The following is a 15,985-nucleotide window of genomic DNA, read 5'->3' on the forward strand; positions in this document are numbered from 1 at the left end:
ATATAATTTGAAAAAAATTGAAAAACCAACCTATCTATTCGTGATCATGATACCTTCCACTTGCTACTTCAAGTGCATGCGGCAACTGATCAATGACTGCCATCAAATTGTCGTGTACGCCTTTTGGACTTCCCGGCAAGTTAATAATTAGTGTCCGGTTCCGAATCCCGCATACACCTCGTGAAAGCATCGCACGTCTTGTCTTTAGCATCGACGCCGCTCTCATCGCTTCTGCTATCCCAGGGACGATACGATCTACAACCTTAAGCGTAGCTTCCGGCGTCACGTCTCGTGGTGCAAGGCCTGTCCCACCTGTCGTCAAGATGAGATCTGCTTGAAAATAATCAGCCATCTCGATTAGCGAAGCTGTAATGTCGTTCAACTCATCGGGAACGATCCGGTATTCAACGATCAGACCACCAATCTCTTCTTCTACTAGCTCACGAATCACTTGGGCACTCGTGTCCTCTCGTTCTCCACGCGAGCCCTTGTCGCTCGCTGTTAGTATCGCCACTTTCCAACTCATGTCTCTTCCTCCCTTCAATCATTGACCATTTATAATATCTAATGAATAGATTCCACTCATCATCTAGCCGATTGTATAGTCTCCATGCTGTCCGCCACTTTTCAGCACTAGATACGTAGGACCTATGATCATATCTTTCTGCATCGCCTTGCACATGTCATATATGGTTAGCGCCGCTGCTGAGGCTGCCGTAAGGGCTTCCATTTCCACGCCAGTCTTGCCTGTCGTCTTCACTGTAGCCTCAATAAATAGTGTATCATCATCGTTGTCGCGAAATGAAATATTAATACCTGTCAGCATCAAGGGATGACACATCGGAATCCATTGTGCTGTATTCTTCGCTGCCATAATACCCGCAACTTGAGCAACGGCCAGGACGTCTCCTTTTTGGACTTGTCCCTGCTTAATACGCTGCAGCGTATCTGAATGCATCGCCACTGATGAACATGCAACCGCAGTCCGCTTTGACACTTCTTTGTCAGACACGTCCACCATGCGTGCACGGCCTTCTTCATTAAAATGTGATAGTGGATCAGCCATCATCAAGCTCCTCCTGTTCCCTTCCCTTGTTAATCCCTGTGCGCTGTCGTATATATAATCTCGTCCTCGTGTACGAGCACGTCTACGCTCATGTCATGCGATTCCATCGGTACCGCCTCAAGGAGCTGCCAGCTATAAAGTAAGCTGATCCGCACAGGCCTGTTGCACACCTTCTTCATGCCGCCATCACCCAACTCAACAGCGGATCTAGCTTCAAACGACAAGACTTCGAATAGCCGTGACCAGAAGCGGTCATAATACCCTGCACCCATGCCTAGTCTACCGCCTTGACGATCAAATGCAACCCCAGGAACCAAAATCATATCAATCTTACCCCATGATTCTTCTTGCAGTGGCGCATCATTAGAAGGTTCCAAGATACCAAACGCCCCTGGCTTCATCGTAGTGCTGTCATTCCATTGATGCCAAGACATGCTAGTATTTTCTCGATGTGTGAGTGGAATATATACCTGATCCCCTTTGTTTCTTAGGTCTGTTAAAAGCAATCGAGTATCCAACTCGCTTGCAAATGGCATATAGGCCAGTACAGTAAGTTCATGATCAAGCTGCCTGCGTATATGATCTATGACTGGAATTGCCAGGCTGCATGCTTGTGAACTAGCCAATTCCCGATTAATTGTTGATACTTCCTGACGCCGCTGCTTCAGCAGCGTTCTAAGGTGCTGTTTGTCAGCGTAATCCCAATGCTGTTGATTATATTCCATGAACGTCCCCCATTTCCTTGCAATAGGCTCAAGTCGTTCAGTACTTTTCATACATTTTCATCATTTTCAACTTTTAGTGTACCATCGTTACCGCCTTCCTGCTACCATTCCGGTCATAATCACGCTGATAACGTCGCACTTCCTCCTATTTTCATGTAAACTAGGGATAGTTTGTTCAACATGGAGGAGATCTGAATGCTGCTGCAGGTAAACGGCATAAATAAAAATTACGGGATAACTCCCGTCTTAACCAATATAACGTTTCATATGAACGACAAAGAGCGGATCGGTCTTGTAGGCGTGAACGGTGCCGGCAAATCGACCCTACTACAAATTATCGCCGGCGAACTCACAGCTGACGCTGGCACCATCTACCGCGCCAAAGAAACAAAAATGGGGTACTTAGCTCAAAACAGCGGTCTGCAATCTGATCGGTCAATTTGGGATGAAATGATGCTTGTTTTCTCCCATTTGACCGACGCTGAACAGGAATTGCGCGATCTTGAGCAGCAAATAGCAGACCCAGCGTTGGCGGAAGATACGGTTCGTTACGAAGATGCGCTGCACCGATACTCCGTGCGTTCCGACTGGTTCCGCGAACAGGGCGGGTACGCAATGGAAGCAAAGGTGCGCGGTATTTTGCATGGTATGGGATTCGGCGGAACAGATCCCGACACGGCAATTCACACGTTAAGCGGAGGGCAGAAGACACGTCTGGCACTAGCCAAAATGCTGCTGCAACAGCCCGATCTACTGCTCCTTGATGAGCCCACTAACCACTTGGATATTGATACGTTGACGTGGCTTGAGCAGTATTTGCGTTCCTATCCCGGCGCTGTGCTTGTCGTATCCCATGACCGGTACTTTTTGGATGCGATGGTTACCTCTATTGTAGAGATCGAGCGGCATCAAGCTAAACGGTATTCCGGAAATTATACCAAATACATGGAGCTGAAGGCCGCTGAATACGAACAAGTTATGAAGCTGTACGAGAAGCAGCAGGACGAGATTGCAAAGCTTGAAGACTTTGTGCGCCGCAACCTTGTACGGGCTTCAACAACCAAACGAGCCCAAAGCCGACGCAAGACACTAGAGAAGATGGAACGAATTGAGAGACCAATCGGTGAGCTAAAACGAGCGCGTTTCTCCTTCGAGGTCGCAAGATCAAGCGGCAAGGATGTCCTGCGGGTGCGCGACGCCTCATTTTCCTATGAGAATAGCCCTCCATTGTTCCAACAAGCAAACTTAGATCTAAATCGTGGCGAAATGGTGGCGCTTATTGGACCAAACGGGGTTGGGAAGTCAACCTTGCTCAAAGCATTAATAGAGAAACATTCCTTAACATCCGGTACGATTAACTGGGGTACCCATGTCATGATTGGATACTACGATCAAGAACAGACAACACTTAACCCTAATCATACTGTGCTGGAAGAGCTATGGAATGAGTATCCTCATATGGAAGAGGTTCGTATTCGCACTGTACTGGGCAGCTTCCTCTTTAGCGGCGACGATGTACAAAAGAAGGTCAGTACCCTAAGCGGCGGGGAGAAAGCACGTGTTGCATTAGCCAAGCTTATGCTGCAAGATGCCAATATGCTCATACTGGATGAGCCAACCAACCACTTGGATCTGTTCAGTAAAGAAGTATTAGAATCTGCCTTAATGGAATATGAAGGGACATTGCTCTTTATATCCCATGACCGTTATTTCTTGAATAAAATGGCCGAGCGGATTGTAGAACTTGCCCCTGATGGAATGACATCCTACTTGGGCAATTATGATGATTATACGGCGAAGAAGCAGGAACTGGAAGAGGACCTTGAGATGAGCACTGTGCAGTCCGTCTCTGCTGCCGCTGCAACGTCTAAAACGACATCCGTAAATACGGGTTCTAATCAAGCAGCAGATGCTCGGGGAGCCTCGCAATTTGAGCAGGAGAAACAAGCCAAACGTGAAGAACGTGCGCGTCAGCGCCGCCTGGAACAGATTGAAGTTCAGATTGCAGAATGGGAAGCCTTTATTGAAGAGCAAGAGGCGCTGCTTACGGACCCTGAGGTCTATAACGATTATGTTCGAGTTCAAGCCATTCAGCAGCAGATTGATGAGCAGAAAGCAAAGCTGGAAGCTGCGTATGCAGAATGGGAAGCCAATATGGAGTAGGAACGGTACTGACAAGAGCCTTCTGGCAATCAGCTTGGTCTGCAAATGCAGCTAAGTCTAATGCTGGTTGGCTCTTTTCTCCTTCCCCACCTCCATATATATCTTGTTATCCTTACACAACTATATTTATCCACAGATTAAAATCAGAAATTTCCCATTATCGACTTTAAAAATACCTTATTATCATAGGACTTTCGTCCCTTAATCCAAGTTTATCCACTGACTTATGCACACTATCCACATTTTCCACACTAAAAGTTGAAAACAATATCCCCCTTTTCCGAAAAAACCAAAAACCTATTAAATAAGTGTTGTAAGCGTTTTCCACATGATATTACTGAATATGTGGATAACTTTTATCCACAACCATTGGAGATGTCATTTTTTCATGAACAATATAAAAAGGGAAGCCCATTCGCGCCCACACACGAGAACGAAAATAAGCCTCCCTACTAAACTGCTGTTTTCAGCTATTCATTTAACATTGCATTCATTCCACGCAGATTAACAAGCCGATCCGTTTCTTACTTCAAACTTATCAAGCCATGCAATCTCCAAGCATTCTTACGAAGACATTACCGACCATTGCTCCAACGAAAAAGTCGGCTCCGCTGTGAAATCAAATCCGACGAATTGCTCATGTTTCCATTTGAGATATCCAGCAGCACCTATCATTGCCGCATTATCTGTACAATATTCAAATGGTGGAATGACAAGCGGCACTTGCTCCAACGCACATCGTTCGGTGAGCGCCGCACGCAACCCTCTGTTAGCAGCTACACCGCCGCATAAGAGCAGCTGCTTTGCTCCATATTCCTTAATGGCACGCATCGCCTTGGTAATTAACACATCAATGACGGATTCCTGGAACCCGCGTGCGATCGCAGCTGGCATTGGAGGCTCGCCTTTCATCTTCGCTTGATTCACTACATTAAGTACAGCGGACTTCACACCGCTAAAGCTAAAGTCGTAAGAATCAGGCTCCAGCCAAGCACGCGGCAGGCTGACAACTTCCTCTGCTTCAAGCGCAAGCCGATCAATGTGAGGACCGCCTGGGTAAGGAAAGCCCACAGCACGGGCTACTTTGTCGTATGCCTCGCCCACTGCATCGTCACGAGTCCGTCCTATGACACGAAATTGACCTTCACGCTCCAGCAATACCAGCTCGGTATGTCCTCCGGACACCACAAGTGCCATGCATGGATATTCGAGCTTTGCTACAAGCTGATTCGCATAAATATGCCCAGCAATATGATGTGTCCCGATTAAAGGAATGTTTAATGCCAATGCAAGTGACTTGGCCGCCATAATACCTACGAGCAGTGCGCCTACGAGTCCTGGCCCTTGCGTCACCGCGATTGCATTTAGATCACGCAGTGTCAATCCAGCTTGTTCCAGCGCCTGTTCAATCATGACGGTAATCGTCTCCACATGCTTGCGAGAAGCGATCTCTGGCACTACGCCGCCAAACCGACGATGCACATCAATCTGGCTTGACACCACATTTGCCAGTACTTCTTGGCCGTCACGTACGATTGCTACAGCCGTTTCATCACAGCTTGTCTCAATTGCAAGAAGAATACCACTACGGCACAACTTTATTTCAATTTGTTCGTTCGTTGACTGTATTTGCGTCATGTTACCTCTCACCTACTTCGTTCTGGGTGCTGCACAGCTGCTGCAGATCCGTCCACATAATTAAGGCATCTTCTTGATTATCGGAGTAATAGCCTTTACGAACACCGGCGGGTTCAAATTTGAATTTGCGATACAGATGCTGCGCAGTAAGATTAGTCACTCGTACTTCAAGTGTCATTTTCACCATGCCGAGTGCGATTGCACGAGCAATCAACTCCCGCAGCAGCCACTCGCCCCACCCTCGTCTTCGAAAGTCAGGATGAACCGCAATGTTAGTGACATGTGCTTCATCCAGAATGGTCCACATACCAGCGTATCCTGCTATTCTTCCTTCATGTTCGATAACAATATATCGGGCAAAAAGGTTGGTGGTCAATTCATTATGAAAAGCATCATTCGTCCATGGCACTGTAAAAGAGGCGTGCTCGACCTGTATGACCTGCTCAACATCCGTAATTTCCATCCCACGCACATATGTGACAGCCTGTAATTCAGCTTGGTCCCGTTTCATTTCCTTCATCCCGCCCTGCTCCTTCCACTGCTTTTTCCTTATAACCTCTTGTATATCCAGCCAAATGTTCAGTTCAAACATCTTATGGTTTGAGCTAATTGTTCGCCTGCTGAGCGTTAAGTGCATTTAATTTGGCTTCTGCTTCAGTCACTTGCGTGTAGTTCGGCTCTAACCGATGTACATCAGACTGCTCACCACGTGTTAGAGCCGCCTGCCCTAATACACCAATCCAGCCTGCATCCATTTCACAAGGAATGACTTGAATTCGAGCTCCAAACTTAATCGATAACTCGTCCAGTATGTCTTGCTGCTGAATGGTCTCCCCGACAAACAGAACGTTCTGATTCGAGTCTGCCAGCAATAATTGCTCCGCTTCTCTGGCTACATCGACAAACATACGTATGCTGTCCTCCCGCTCCACTTTACAAGCCTGTTCACGACTGCAAGCTTGAGAAGCGTGATCCAGCAGTGTATTAAGCTCAGCATGAAATCCTGTAAAAGAAGAAGTATATACTTGTCCTCTACGTGCATTCATAAGCGGATATACTGTAAAATTACCCTGCTTATCGGAATAATTAGCATCCACGCATCTATCTTTTGCTGAAGCTGCATATATTGCAGTCCCTGTTAAAGCCAGCGCCCTTAAGCTAGAGACACCGATAACCGGCTTATTCCAGGCCCACGCTATCGTTTTGGCTGCTGTTACTGCAATACGCACCCCTGTGTAAGAGCCTGGCCCCATACCAACTGCTATCCCATCAAGCTGCGCTTCACCCCATTGTTCCGTTTGCAGCATATCATGCATAGCTGGTACCAGCTTGATCGAATGATTACGCTCCGCATTATCGTGCGTGCACTGCTTAACTTCCCCGCCTTGCACGAGGGCTACGGCAAGCGTTGCTGTTGACGTGTCGAAAGCAAGTAATCTGCGATGTTGTTCCGTTTCGTACGACATATTACACTCCGCTCCATTTCAATTGATTCAACCAGGTTACATAAGGTTCTCCATAAGCTGTCATACGAATAATACGCTCGTGCTCTGCTTCATACTGCAAGTACAGATGCAAGTACTTTGGTGGCAGAATGGGCGTAATAATGCTGGACCATTCTACTAGCGACACTCCATCTCCGTAAAAATACTCGTCAAGACCAAGCTCATCCGCCTCAGCCATGCTGATCCGGTATACATCCATATGATAAAGCGGCAATTCCTTGCCGTTATACTCTTTAATGATCGTAAATGTGGGGCTGTTGACAACATCTGTGACTCCCATCGCCTTGGCAATAGCCTGTGAAAAGCGTGTTTTGCCTGCGCCCAAGTCTCCGTCCAGCGCAATAACTGTCCCTGGCCCACAATGCTCAGCCACACGTGTCGCCAAACGCTCCGTATCAGCTTCGCTCATAGAACGAAACGAAAAGTTTGCCGTCTGCACACTTGATCCCCTCCTGCATGAATTGTTCCGTGCAGCTTGCCGCATGACGATTCAATATAGCAAGCCTAACTAACACCTCATTATAACATAAATAAAAAGTGATTATAGAACTCAGAACATTTGCAAGCGTCCATATCAAAACAACAAAAAAGCTGCGCAATTGGCTTCATAGAGCCTTGATCGCGCAGCTTCGTGCAGTAAAACGTTATGCCCTATCTATTTCGATTCCCACTTAGGTCGATTCAATCAGACGCTCTACCGATACGGTTTCCGTATTCGTCGGGTTGGCACCTACCTGAACGGTCGCCATTCCGTTGGCCGTATCGACATGTTCGATCCACACTGATTGTTCTCCATCTAATTTTACAGGTACTGTATCTTTCATTTCATATATTTGCTTGGCACGTTCTGCGTTCATCGTGAACCTCCTCATATGTCGGTATGTTTAATTTGGCTTAAACTCGTCCGAAACATACATGACTTCCCATCTCTTTCCCGTGTAGATTGACCATCAAATTCACATACTGAACCTACACAAATGCTAATGAAGAACAGGAGAATGATGATGCATACCGTATGGAAAGGGGCCATCAGCTTTGGACTTGTCCACGTTCCTGTAAAAATGCACTCTGCCACCGAAGACAAAGATATCTCACTGCGTATGATTCATTCGGTATGCGGCAGTCCGCTAAACTATGTACGCCAGTGCCCTGTTTGCGACACAGAAGTAGCATGGAACGATATCGTTAAAGGTTATGAATATGAAAAAGGACATTTTGTGCTTTTTAACAAAGACGAGCTCGAAGGTCTTCAAGATGATGCCAATCGAGCAATTGCCATTTTGGATTTTGTAGACTTGGCGGAGATTGATCCCATTTATTATCAAAAAACCTATTATCTCTCCCCAGATCAGGCAGGTGGCAACGCTTATCAACTGCTGCGCGAAGCCCTAAACAGTACCAACAAGATTGGCATTGCAAAAGTAACGCTGCGCGCCAAAAGCAGCTTAGCCGCTATTCGTGTGCTTGATAACTGCCTTGTGATGGAGACGATGCATTATCCAGATGAAATTCGCAGTTCTGGGCAAGTTCCAAACATTCCTGAGAACATTCAAATTAATCCGAAGGAGCTAGAGATGGCCCAAGTACTGATTAACCAGTTGTCCAGTGATTTTGAGCCGCAAAAATATACGGACGAATACCGCGAGCGCCTGCTTACACGGATTCAAGAAAAAATTGCCGGCAAAGAGATTACAACAGCACCAGCGGCAAATAACGAGCCGCCAATCGTGGATCTCATGGCTGCGCTGCAGGCCAGCATTCAGGCCATGCAGCCTGTCGTGCCTGACCTCGGCTCAGCAGCAGCAAGCGGCAAGGCTGCACCTCAGGTCGGCGCAGAAGCAAGCCGGACAACTGCGGCGCAAACTGGCACTGCTGGCAATAAGGCTGCGACAAGCGCGACTCCAGCTGCAAGCAGCCGTGCAAAGGGCAGGAGCGCAGCCAAAGGGCCGGCTGGCCAAGCCGCCGCAAGCGCTAAGCCAGCCGCAGGCTCCCGCAAGCGGCGCACCGCGGCGGGGGATGCATCAGCCGCGAGCAGCAGCAACGCTGGCGCTGAATCGGCTGCCGCCCCGCCGCTGGCCGTAGACAGCACGCCTACCCGCACGAAGCGGACACGCAGCCGCAAAGCGGAAGAGCTGCCTGCGGCAGCAGGCAGCGACAGCGCGGCAGGTGCTCCCGCGCCGCGCAGGCGTACTCGCCGCGGCACGGAGGCGCCGTGAGCAAGGTACGGCAGCCAGACCAACTGCTGCCTCTGGACATCCATTTGGATCAGCGCTTCATGCCGATGGCCCCGCTGCCTATTCAATCGCTGCCAGCAGGTGAAGATTGGCTGCATCAATTAAAATGGGATGGTATTCGGCTGCTGGCCTTCATCCATGAGGGTCAGATCGAGCTCTATACACGCAAGATGGAAAAGCGGACAGCAGATTATCAGCCTATCGCTGCTGCTTTAGCCACCTACCTTCCCCTTGAAGGGCATTCTGTCTTGTTAGACGGTGAAGCTGTCGTTTTTGATCCGGAACTGCAGCGTCCATCCTTTTCCCTTATTTTAAAAAGACAACGCTCGGCCAACTCCACAAGACAACAATACAGCCTTACGTATGTGGTTTTTGACTTATTGGCCTTAAATGGTAAGGATATGCGTCAACTCCCCTATGAGCAGCGACATCAAACCTTGCTGGAGCTTATGCCAGAACGTACTGCCTCTTTGTTTGTAACCGATGTGTTTTCTAATGGCCCTGCCCTATGGCAGTGGATAGAGGCAAACGAGTGGGAGGGAATCGTTAGCAAACACCGCAATTCCCCTTATCTGCAAGGCAAGCTGCACCGGGAATGGGTAAAACTGAAGAAACGTTTGAATCTCACCGCACTTGCTGTTGGCTACGTTATTAATAGCGGCAGGATTGCAAGCTTGATCCTGCTGCATACCGACGGTGTCTATATTGGCAGAGCGGCAAGTGGATTAAACGAAACGCATCGCACCCTGCTGCAGGAATGGTCCCAACAATATGGCGTTAACAAGCCCGTTGTCGGACGCATTAATTCCTTTCCAGCTGAATTAAACCGAGAACAGCTGCAATGGTTCACGCAGCCGCTTCTTTGTGATGTGACGGCCCTTGAACTTACCAGCGCAGGTGTACTCAGGCATCCGAAGCTATTAGCTCTGCCAAGCAAGCAGCACCTGCAAAATTAAGTGCCAATACGTAACCCCAACCATTTTCATTCTCGAATCAATGGCATGGCAATAATAAAGGAGGCCCCCAACCTATGGCAGCTAAATATTCACTCCAAATCGAAGGGTTTGAGGTCCCTTTATCCAATCCTGACAAGCTATTGTGGCCTGAACTTGGATTAACAAAAGCCGATTATGTGAAACTTTTGCTGCCTGTTGCTCCTTACTTGATTCGTTATTGCCAGAATCGTTATTTAACAACGATTAGATATCCAGATGGTGTGCATGGGGAGTCCTTTTATCAGAAAAATTGCCCGCAGCCCACGCCTGAATTCGTAAACACAGCATTTCATGGTGAACATGAGTATGTGCTGCTTAACAACTTGCCTACGTTGATTTGGCTTGCCAATCTAGCAAGCCTGGAATTTCACCCCTCCCTGCACACCATAGGAGATGAGCTTCCTGAGCAATGGATTATTGACCTTGATCCTTCTATTCCCGTAGAGCCGCGGATCATGGAAGCTGCAGCACTTGTAGGGCAGCTGCTGCACTCCTTAGGTATTGACAGTGTACCCAAAACCTCTGGTGCAACCGGCGTCCAAGTCGTAATCAAGCTGCAGCGGGGACCGACATTCGCCCAATTGAAGTCATTCGGCTTATTCGTAGCGCAGTACTTATGCCAGCAATCTCCGAACCTCTTTACCATCGAGCGACTGAAAAAGGATCGCGGCACTCGCATTTACATCGATTATGCACAGCATGATATCGGTCGTACGATTGCGGCTGCGTATACGCCCAGAGCCACCCCTTATGCCACCATCTCTATGCCTTTGACTTGGGAAGAAGTCAGCCGCAATCCGAGTCCGCGCGACTTCACGCTGCTGAATGCGGCGACACACTTATCGCAAACCGGGGACTTGTTGGAGCAAGCCCCCGTACAGCATTTGACAGAGACGCTGCAAGCCTTCCAAACGCAACTTCGAAACTGAGACAAAATCAGTGCATAACAGACCAAATAACCCGAATCGGATAGGACTCCGATGTCGGGTTATAGCAGGTATGACAGCTAATTGCAACAGCAGCAAGCCAGTCAAAATATTTTATAACTATTTGAGCATTACGGCTTACACCATAATTTTGCACATATCATTTGTAAATTGAACAGGGTCTTGAATTGGCAGGCCTTCAATCAACAGTGCTTGGTTGTACAATAGATTCGTATACAGATTCAACTTCTCTTGGTCTGATGCTTGCGCATCCTTCAAGGATTGGAATACTTCATGGTTGACGTTGATTTCCAGCACTTTATCCGCTTGTACATCTTGGCTGTTTGGCATTGCCTTTAATATTTTTTCCATCTCGATGGATAGTTCACCCTCCGTGGACAAACACACCGGATGAGATTTTAATCGTTTGGATGCTTTTACTTGCTTCACTTTTCCGGTCAGAATGCTCTGCATCGCTTCGAACAACGCGTTATTATCGTTGTCATTCGCTTCCTCAGCCTGATCGTTTTCATCCGCCTCAATACCCAGGTCTCCGCTGGATACGGAACGGAACTCCTTCTCTTTGTACTGCATAATCGTCTTAATCGCAAATTCATCGATATCATCGGTGAAGTATAGAATCTCATAACCTTTGTCAGCTACCATCTCAGCTTGCGGCAGCTTCTCGATACGCTCGATGGATTCACCAGACGCATAATAAATGTACTTTTGCTCTTCTGGCATTCTGGATACGTACTCGTCTAACGTCACCAGCTTCTTCTCGGTGGATGAATAGAACATCACCAAGTCTTGCAGTGTTTCTTTATTAGTGCCGTAATCGCTGTACACGCCGTATTTTAACTGTCTGCCAAAAGACTTGTAGAACGTTTCATATTTCTCGCGCTCATCCTTCAGCAAGCTTTGCAGTTGGCTCTTGATCTTGTTTTTGATGTTCTTGGCGATCAAATGCAATTGGCGGTCATGCTGCAGCATCTCACGTGAGATATTCAAGGATAGATCTTCGGAATCGACCATTCCTTTAACAAAGCCAAAATAGTCTGGCAGCAGGTCTGCGCATTTGTTCATAATGAGCACGCCGTTGGAATAGAGCTCTAGACCTTTCTCGTATTCCTTCGTGTAATAATCAAATGGCGTATTCTCTGGAATAAACAGGATTGCCTTGTACACCACTGCGCCGTCCGCGCTGATATGAATATGCTTTAACGGTTTATCGAAGCCATAACGCTTTTCGTTGTAGAAGCGCTCATAATCTTCGGTCGTCAGTTCATTTTTATTTTTACGCCAGATCGGTACCATGCTGTTGATCGTCTGTTCTTCTTGGTAGTCTTCCAGCTCATTCTCTTCGCTGCCTTCTTTAGGACGCTGACCCTTTACATCCATCTTAATCGGGTAACGTATAAAGTCGGAATATTTCTTAATAATCGATCTGAGGCGATACTCTTCCAAGTACTCGTCATATTGATCATCTTCTGTGTTCTCTTTAATTTGCAACGTAATCTCGGTTCCTGCTGTATCCTTCTCACACGGTACAATCGTATATCCGTCAGCACCTTTAGACTCCCACTTAAACGCCTCATCGCTGCCGAACGCTTTGCTGACTACTGCAACAACGTCCGCAACCATAAAGGCGGAGTAGAATCCAACCCCGAATTGACCGATAATGTTATGTCCGTCTTTTGATTCGTTTTCAGACTTAAAAGCCAACGACCCACTCTTGGCGATTACCCCAAGGTTATTTTCCAACTCCTCCTTGGACATCCCGATGCCAGTGTCTGTAATCGTCAATGTTCTGCTGTCTTTATCAACTGCTACTTTAATGTAATAATCTTCTTTGTTAAATACTAACTGATCGTCAGCAAGCGCCTTGTAGTACATCTTGTCGATTGCATCGCTTGCATTGGAGATAAGCTCTCTCAAGAAGATTTCTCGTTGGGTGTAAATGGAGTTGATCATCATTTCCAGCAATCGCTTGGATTCTGCTTTGAACTGCTTCTTGGCCATGAATAGATCCCCTTTCAATGTAAAGAAAATAATAGAATCAACGCTGGCTCACCTTGCTAACAATTAGGGTGTGCAGCGGTCATATATATAGTTCGCCATGATTAGCACTCTTTCCTGTCGAGTGCTAATACTTCTTTTTATATACCACAACCTAATTTTCGATGTCAATACGGTAACGAAAAAAATAGAAAAATATAGCATATGAAATCTTCTTTAGTCAATCAATCGTCTCGTCCCTGTTAGAACAAATGAAAATGACCCCCTACACTCTCATTTACACAAATTCAACATCACCATTACGTAAGCTTAACAAGTGACTGCTATAATTCGACTAAATACGAGCAAGTTAACGATTGAAGGGGGATTTATCGATCATGAACAACAAATGGCTGATGGCTGCTACAGCAGCACTTACACTCACAGTAGGCACCAACGTAATACCTGTAAATGCACTAAATGGTTCCCCGGCAGAGCAGATTACGTATACCAACAACGGGCAAGTGGTGACACCATCTTCTTCTGCGGTGGATATCGATGGCCGTTTATATTTGCCGCTTCGTGCGCTTAGTGAAGCCTCTGGCAAATATGTAGATTGGGATGAGTTCCGTGGCAGCGTAGCACTGACAGACAAACCTGAGTTAACTGGAAAGTATAAATTAAATGCACCTAATCTAAACGAAGGGGTCAAAATGGGGATCGGTTCCTCTTTAACTCACATACCTGGTGACCCTGATAACGTGTTTTATTCAACAGCAGACCGCGGTCCTAACGGAGAAGTCGAGGTCAACGGCAAGAATCGCCGGACTTTCCCGCTTGCCACTTACACGCCAAGCCTTTATAAGATCCAAATTGAAAAAGGCGAAATTAAAATATTAGAGCAAATACCATTAAAACTAAACGGCACCAATCCTGCAACAGGTAATGATCGTATTACGGGTCTACCGAACATTAAAGGCCGTGACGAAGTGCCTTTTGATGTCAAAGCAGAGAAAGAGCTTGCCTATGACCCCTATGGGCTTGATATCGAAGGACTTGCCTATAATCCAAAAGATGACACGTTCTGGATCTCTGATGAGTACGGTCCTTCTATCGTCCATGTAAAACGCGATGGCACGCTTATCGAAAGGATCGTGCCGAAGGGCTGGGGCGCGCAAGTGTCCGCCCCGCTCGTGCCAGCACGTGAAACATTGCCAGCCGTATACAACAAGCTTCGCCAAAACCGTGGTGCAGAGGCGGTTGGCATCACGCCTGACAGCAAATATATGTTCATGGCCATGCAAAGCCCGCTTCGCAGCCCGGACAAGTCCACGGACAATTCGCGCCAGCTGCGGATCATCAAGCTTGATCTAGCAACACTGCAGCCAGTAGCTGAATATGCTTATGTGGCGGAAGACGCGAAGCAATTCAACAACCTGTCCCAATCAGACATCGTAATCTCTGATCTGGTCGTAGTAAACGAGAACACGCTGCTGATCGATGAGCGTGACAAAAACGCGGGCGACAAGGCACAGTTGAAACGAATTTATGCGATCGACCTGACTAATGCATCTAACATTCTCGGCAAATATGATGATGAGAAAGCAGGTAAGACGCTGGAGCAGATGACGATTGCCGAGTTGCGCGCGAACGGGATTCTCCCGCCTTCTAAGCGCACTGTACTCGACGGGGTTCAGTTTGGCTACCCGTACGAGAAGATTGAGGGCTTGTCGCTTGTGAATGGCAATACACTCGTGATTGTCAACGACAATGACTTTGGCGTGGGCAGCACATCTTCGGATAACGGCACTGAGTTGTGGACGTTTAAGCTGCCTTACTCGATTAAGTAACCCTAGTCCCGTGTGCCCCTTCCCTTACTGAATCGTTTCACAACGATTCCATATGTATTAACGGCCCCGTCTTGAGCCTTTGGCTGGACGGGGTTTTGTTGTTCATTTGCATACTCGTCCGCTCACCATATTCCCTCGCTAATTTCCTTCCCCATTCGGTCTATCGGATGACGGTTAAGCATCGATAATCAAAAGGTTGATATAATGGACTCCCCACTTTAAAATGAACTCCAACACCGACTGGTGCTTTATACCCTATTAGATTTGCAAATATTGAAATATTCCATAACCTCCCTTATGATAGAATTACAACCAAGAAAGGAAGCTGGAATATGAAGAAAATAATAGTACTTTTGCTTCTGCTTGTTGTACTCGTACCCTCTCAAGCGTTTGCAGCCGCATCATCGTCTAAGGTAAATATTGAAAAGACTTATTTTGAGTCTTACAAGGGCAAGGTTAACGAAGTGAAAGCCGCCCAGAAGAACCTGAGTGTCTTGCTGTGTCCAGATGTTAAGCCTCTCACAGAGCAGTATAAAGCCTCAGCAGCTAGATACACTAGCTTAGTTAAGAGTAAAGCGAGCAAGGACACGCTGGCGCAAGCCAAAGCAGAGAAGGTTCGAGACATCAAAGCGCTTAACGCCGCGAAGAAGATATGTTCTGCTAAAGTAAAGCAGCACAAGATAGAAAGTGATAAGGCACTGAAAGAAATCAACGTATTAAAAGCAGCCATCGTCAAAAATATTAAGACTCACTTGGCTGGCAAGGATGGCATGAGCGAGAATGACTTCAATTCCTCTGTGCAGAAAAGTTTGTCGTTTATGTATAGCAAGTTTGATGTTCTGTTGAACTCGTTAAGATCTGTGTAGATATTTATGCATAACTAGT

General features: G+C 47.0%; 14 protein-coding genes and 1 pseudogene. 6 read left to right on the forward strand and 9 right to left on the reverse strand.

Annotated elements, in window-relative coordinates:
• Positions 1–34 precede the first annotated feature (34 nt).
• The 3 genes from MH117_RS16125 to MH117_RS16135 all read right to left on the reverse strand — a co-directional run bounded on the left by MH117_RS16125 (position 35) and on the right by MH117_RS16135 (position 1,791).
• Positions 35–526 (reverse strand): MogA/MoaB family molybdenum cofactor biosynthesis protein, encoded by a 492-nt coding sequence (locus MH117_RS16125; protein ID WP_239330032.1) that lies wholly within the window; start codon positions 524–526, stop codon positions 35–37.
• A gap of 63 nt (positions 527–589) precedes the next feature.
• Positions 590–1,066, reverse strand: a complete 477-nt coding sequence (gene moaC / locus MH117_RS16130) for a cyclic pyranopterin monophosphate synthase MoaC (RefSeq protein ID WP_239330034.1) — start codon at positions 1,064–1,066, stop codon at positions 590–592.
• A gap of 29 nt (positions 1,067–1,095) precedes the next feature.
• Positions 1,096–1,791: a 5-formyltetrahydrofolate cyclo-ligase gene (locus MH117_RS16135; RefSeq protein ID WP_239330036.1), complete on the reverse strand. Its 696-nt coding sequence runs from the start codon at positions 1,789–1,791 to the stop codon at positions 1,096–1,098.
• A gap of 195 nt (positions 1,792–1,986) precedes the next feature.
• On the opposite strand from MH117_RS16135, the gene MH117_RS16140 reads away from it, so the two are divergent.
• Positions 1,987–3,954 (forward strand): ABC-F family ATP-binding cassette domain-containing protein, encoded by a 1,968-nt coding sequence (locus tag MH117_RS16140; RefSeq protein ID WP_239330038.1) that lies wholly within the window; start codon positions 1,987–1,989, stop codon positions 3,952–3,954.
• A 564-nt stretch (positions 3,955–4,518) separates the two neighbouring features.
• Here the strand turns inward: MH117_RS16140 and tsaD are convergent.
• The 5 genes from tsaD to MH117_RS16165 form a co-directional block, all read right to left on the reverse strand.
• Positions 4,519–5,592, reverse strand: coding sequence for a tRNA (adenosine(37)-N6)-threonylcarbamoyltransferase complex transferase subunit TsaD (gene tsaD / locus MH117_RS16145; RefSeq protein ID WP_239330040.1), 1,074 nt, complete (start codon positions 5,590–5,592; stop codon positions 4,519–4,521).
• A 1-nt stretch (position 5,593) separates the two neighbouring features.
• Positions 5,594–6,112: a ribosomal protein S18-alanine N-acetyltransferase gene (rimI, locus tag MH117_RS16150; protein ID WP_239330687.1), complete on the reverse strand. Its 519-nt coding sequence runs from the start codon at positions 6,110–6,112 to the stop codon at positions 5,594–5,596.
• Positions 6,113–6,197: 85 nt separating this feature from the next.
• Positions 6,198–7,058 (reverse strand): tRNA (adenosine(37)-N6)-threonylcarbamoyltransferase complex dimerization subunit type 1 TsaB, encoded by an 861-nt coding sequence (gene tsaB / locus MH117_RS16155; RefSeq protein ID WP_239330042.1) that lies wholly within the window; start codon positions 7,056–7,058, stop codon positions 6,198–6,200.
• A 1-nt stretch (position 7,059) separates the two neighbouring features.
• Positions 7,060–7,581 carry a tRNA (adenosine(37)-N6)-threonylcarbamoyltransferase complex ATPase subunit type 1 TsaE gene (gene tsaE, locus MH117_RS16160; protein WP_239330044.1) on the reverse strand — a complete coding sequence of 174 codons (522 nt, stop codon included), beginning with the start codon at positions 7,579–7,581 and terminating at the stop codon, positions 7,060–7,062.
• Positions 7,582–7,768: 187 nt separating this feature from the next.
• Entirely contained in the window at positions 7,769–7,954 is a 186-nt protein-coding gene (locus MH117_RS16165) for an H-type small acid-soluble spore protein (protein ID WP_239330046.1), read from the reverse strand.
• A gap of 147 nt (positions 7,955–8,101) precedes the next feature.
• On the opposite strand from MH117_RS16165, the pseudogene ku reads away from it, so the two are divergent.
• From ku to ligD, 3 genes and pseudogenes are all read left to right on the forward strand, one after another.
• Positions 8,102–9,019 (forward strand): annotated as a pseudogene (gene ku / locus MH117_RS16170) (non-homologous end joining protein Ku); the annotation flags it as partial.
• A gap of 290 nt (positions 9,020–9,309) precedes the next feature.
• Positions 9,310–10,287, forward strand: coding sequence for an ATP-dependent DNA ligase (locus MH117_RS16175; RefSeq protein ID WP_239330049.1), 978 nt, complete (start codon positions 9,310–9,312; stop codon positions 10,285–10,287).
• 74 nt (positions 10,288–10,361) lie between these two features.
• A complete protein-coding gene (gene ligD, locus MH117_RS16180; protein WP_239330051.1) occupies positions 10,362–11,255 on the forward strand; it encodes a non-homologous end-joining DNA ligase in 894 nt (297 codons plus the stop codon).
• 135 nt (positions 11,256–11,390) lie between these two features.
• On the opposite strand, the gene htpG is transcribed toward ligD, so the two are convergent.
• Positions 11,391–13,274: a molecular chaperone HtpG gene (gene htpG, locus MH117_RS16185; RefSeq protein ID WP_239330053.1), complete on the reverse strand. Its 1,884-nt coding sequence runs from the start codon at positions 13,272–13,274 to the stop codon at positions 11,391–11,393.
• A 374-nt stretch (positions 13,275–13,648) separates the two neighbouring features.
• Between htpG and MH117_RS16190 the strand changes: the two genes are divergently transcribed.
• Positions 13,649–15,100 carry an esterase-like activity of phytase family protein gene (locus MH117_RS16190; RefSeq protein ID WP_239330055.1) on the forward strand — a complete coding sequence of 484 codons (1,452 nt, stop codon included), beginning with the start codon at positions 13,649–13,651 and terminating at the stop codon, positions 15,098–15,100.
• Positions 15,101–15,432: 332 nt separating this feature from the next.
• Complete coding sequence (locus MH117_RS16195) at positions 15,433–15,966, forward strand: hypothetical protein (RefSeq protein WP_239330057.1); 534 nt, start codon at positions 15,433–15,435, stop codon at positions 15,964–15,966.
• Positions 15,967–15,985 lie beyond the last annotated feature (19 nt).

It is taken from the genome of Paenibacillus sp. ACRRX (assembly GCF_022346885.1).
Lineage (GTDB): Bacteria > Bacillota > Bacilli > Paenibacillales > Paenibacillaceae > Paenibacillus_B.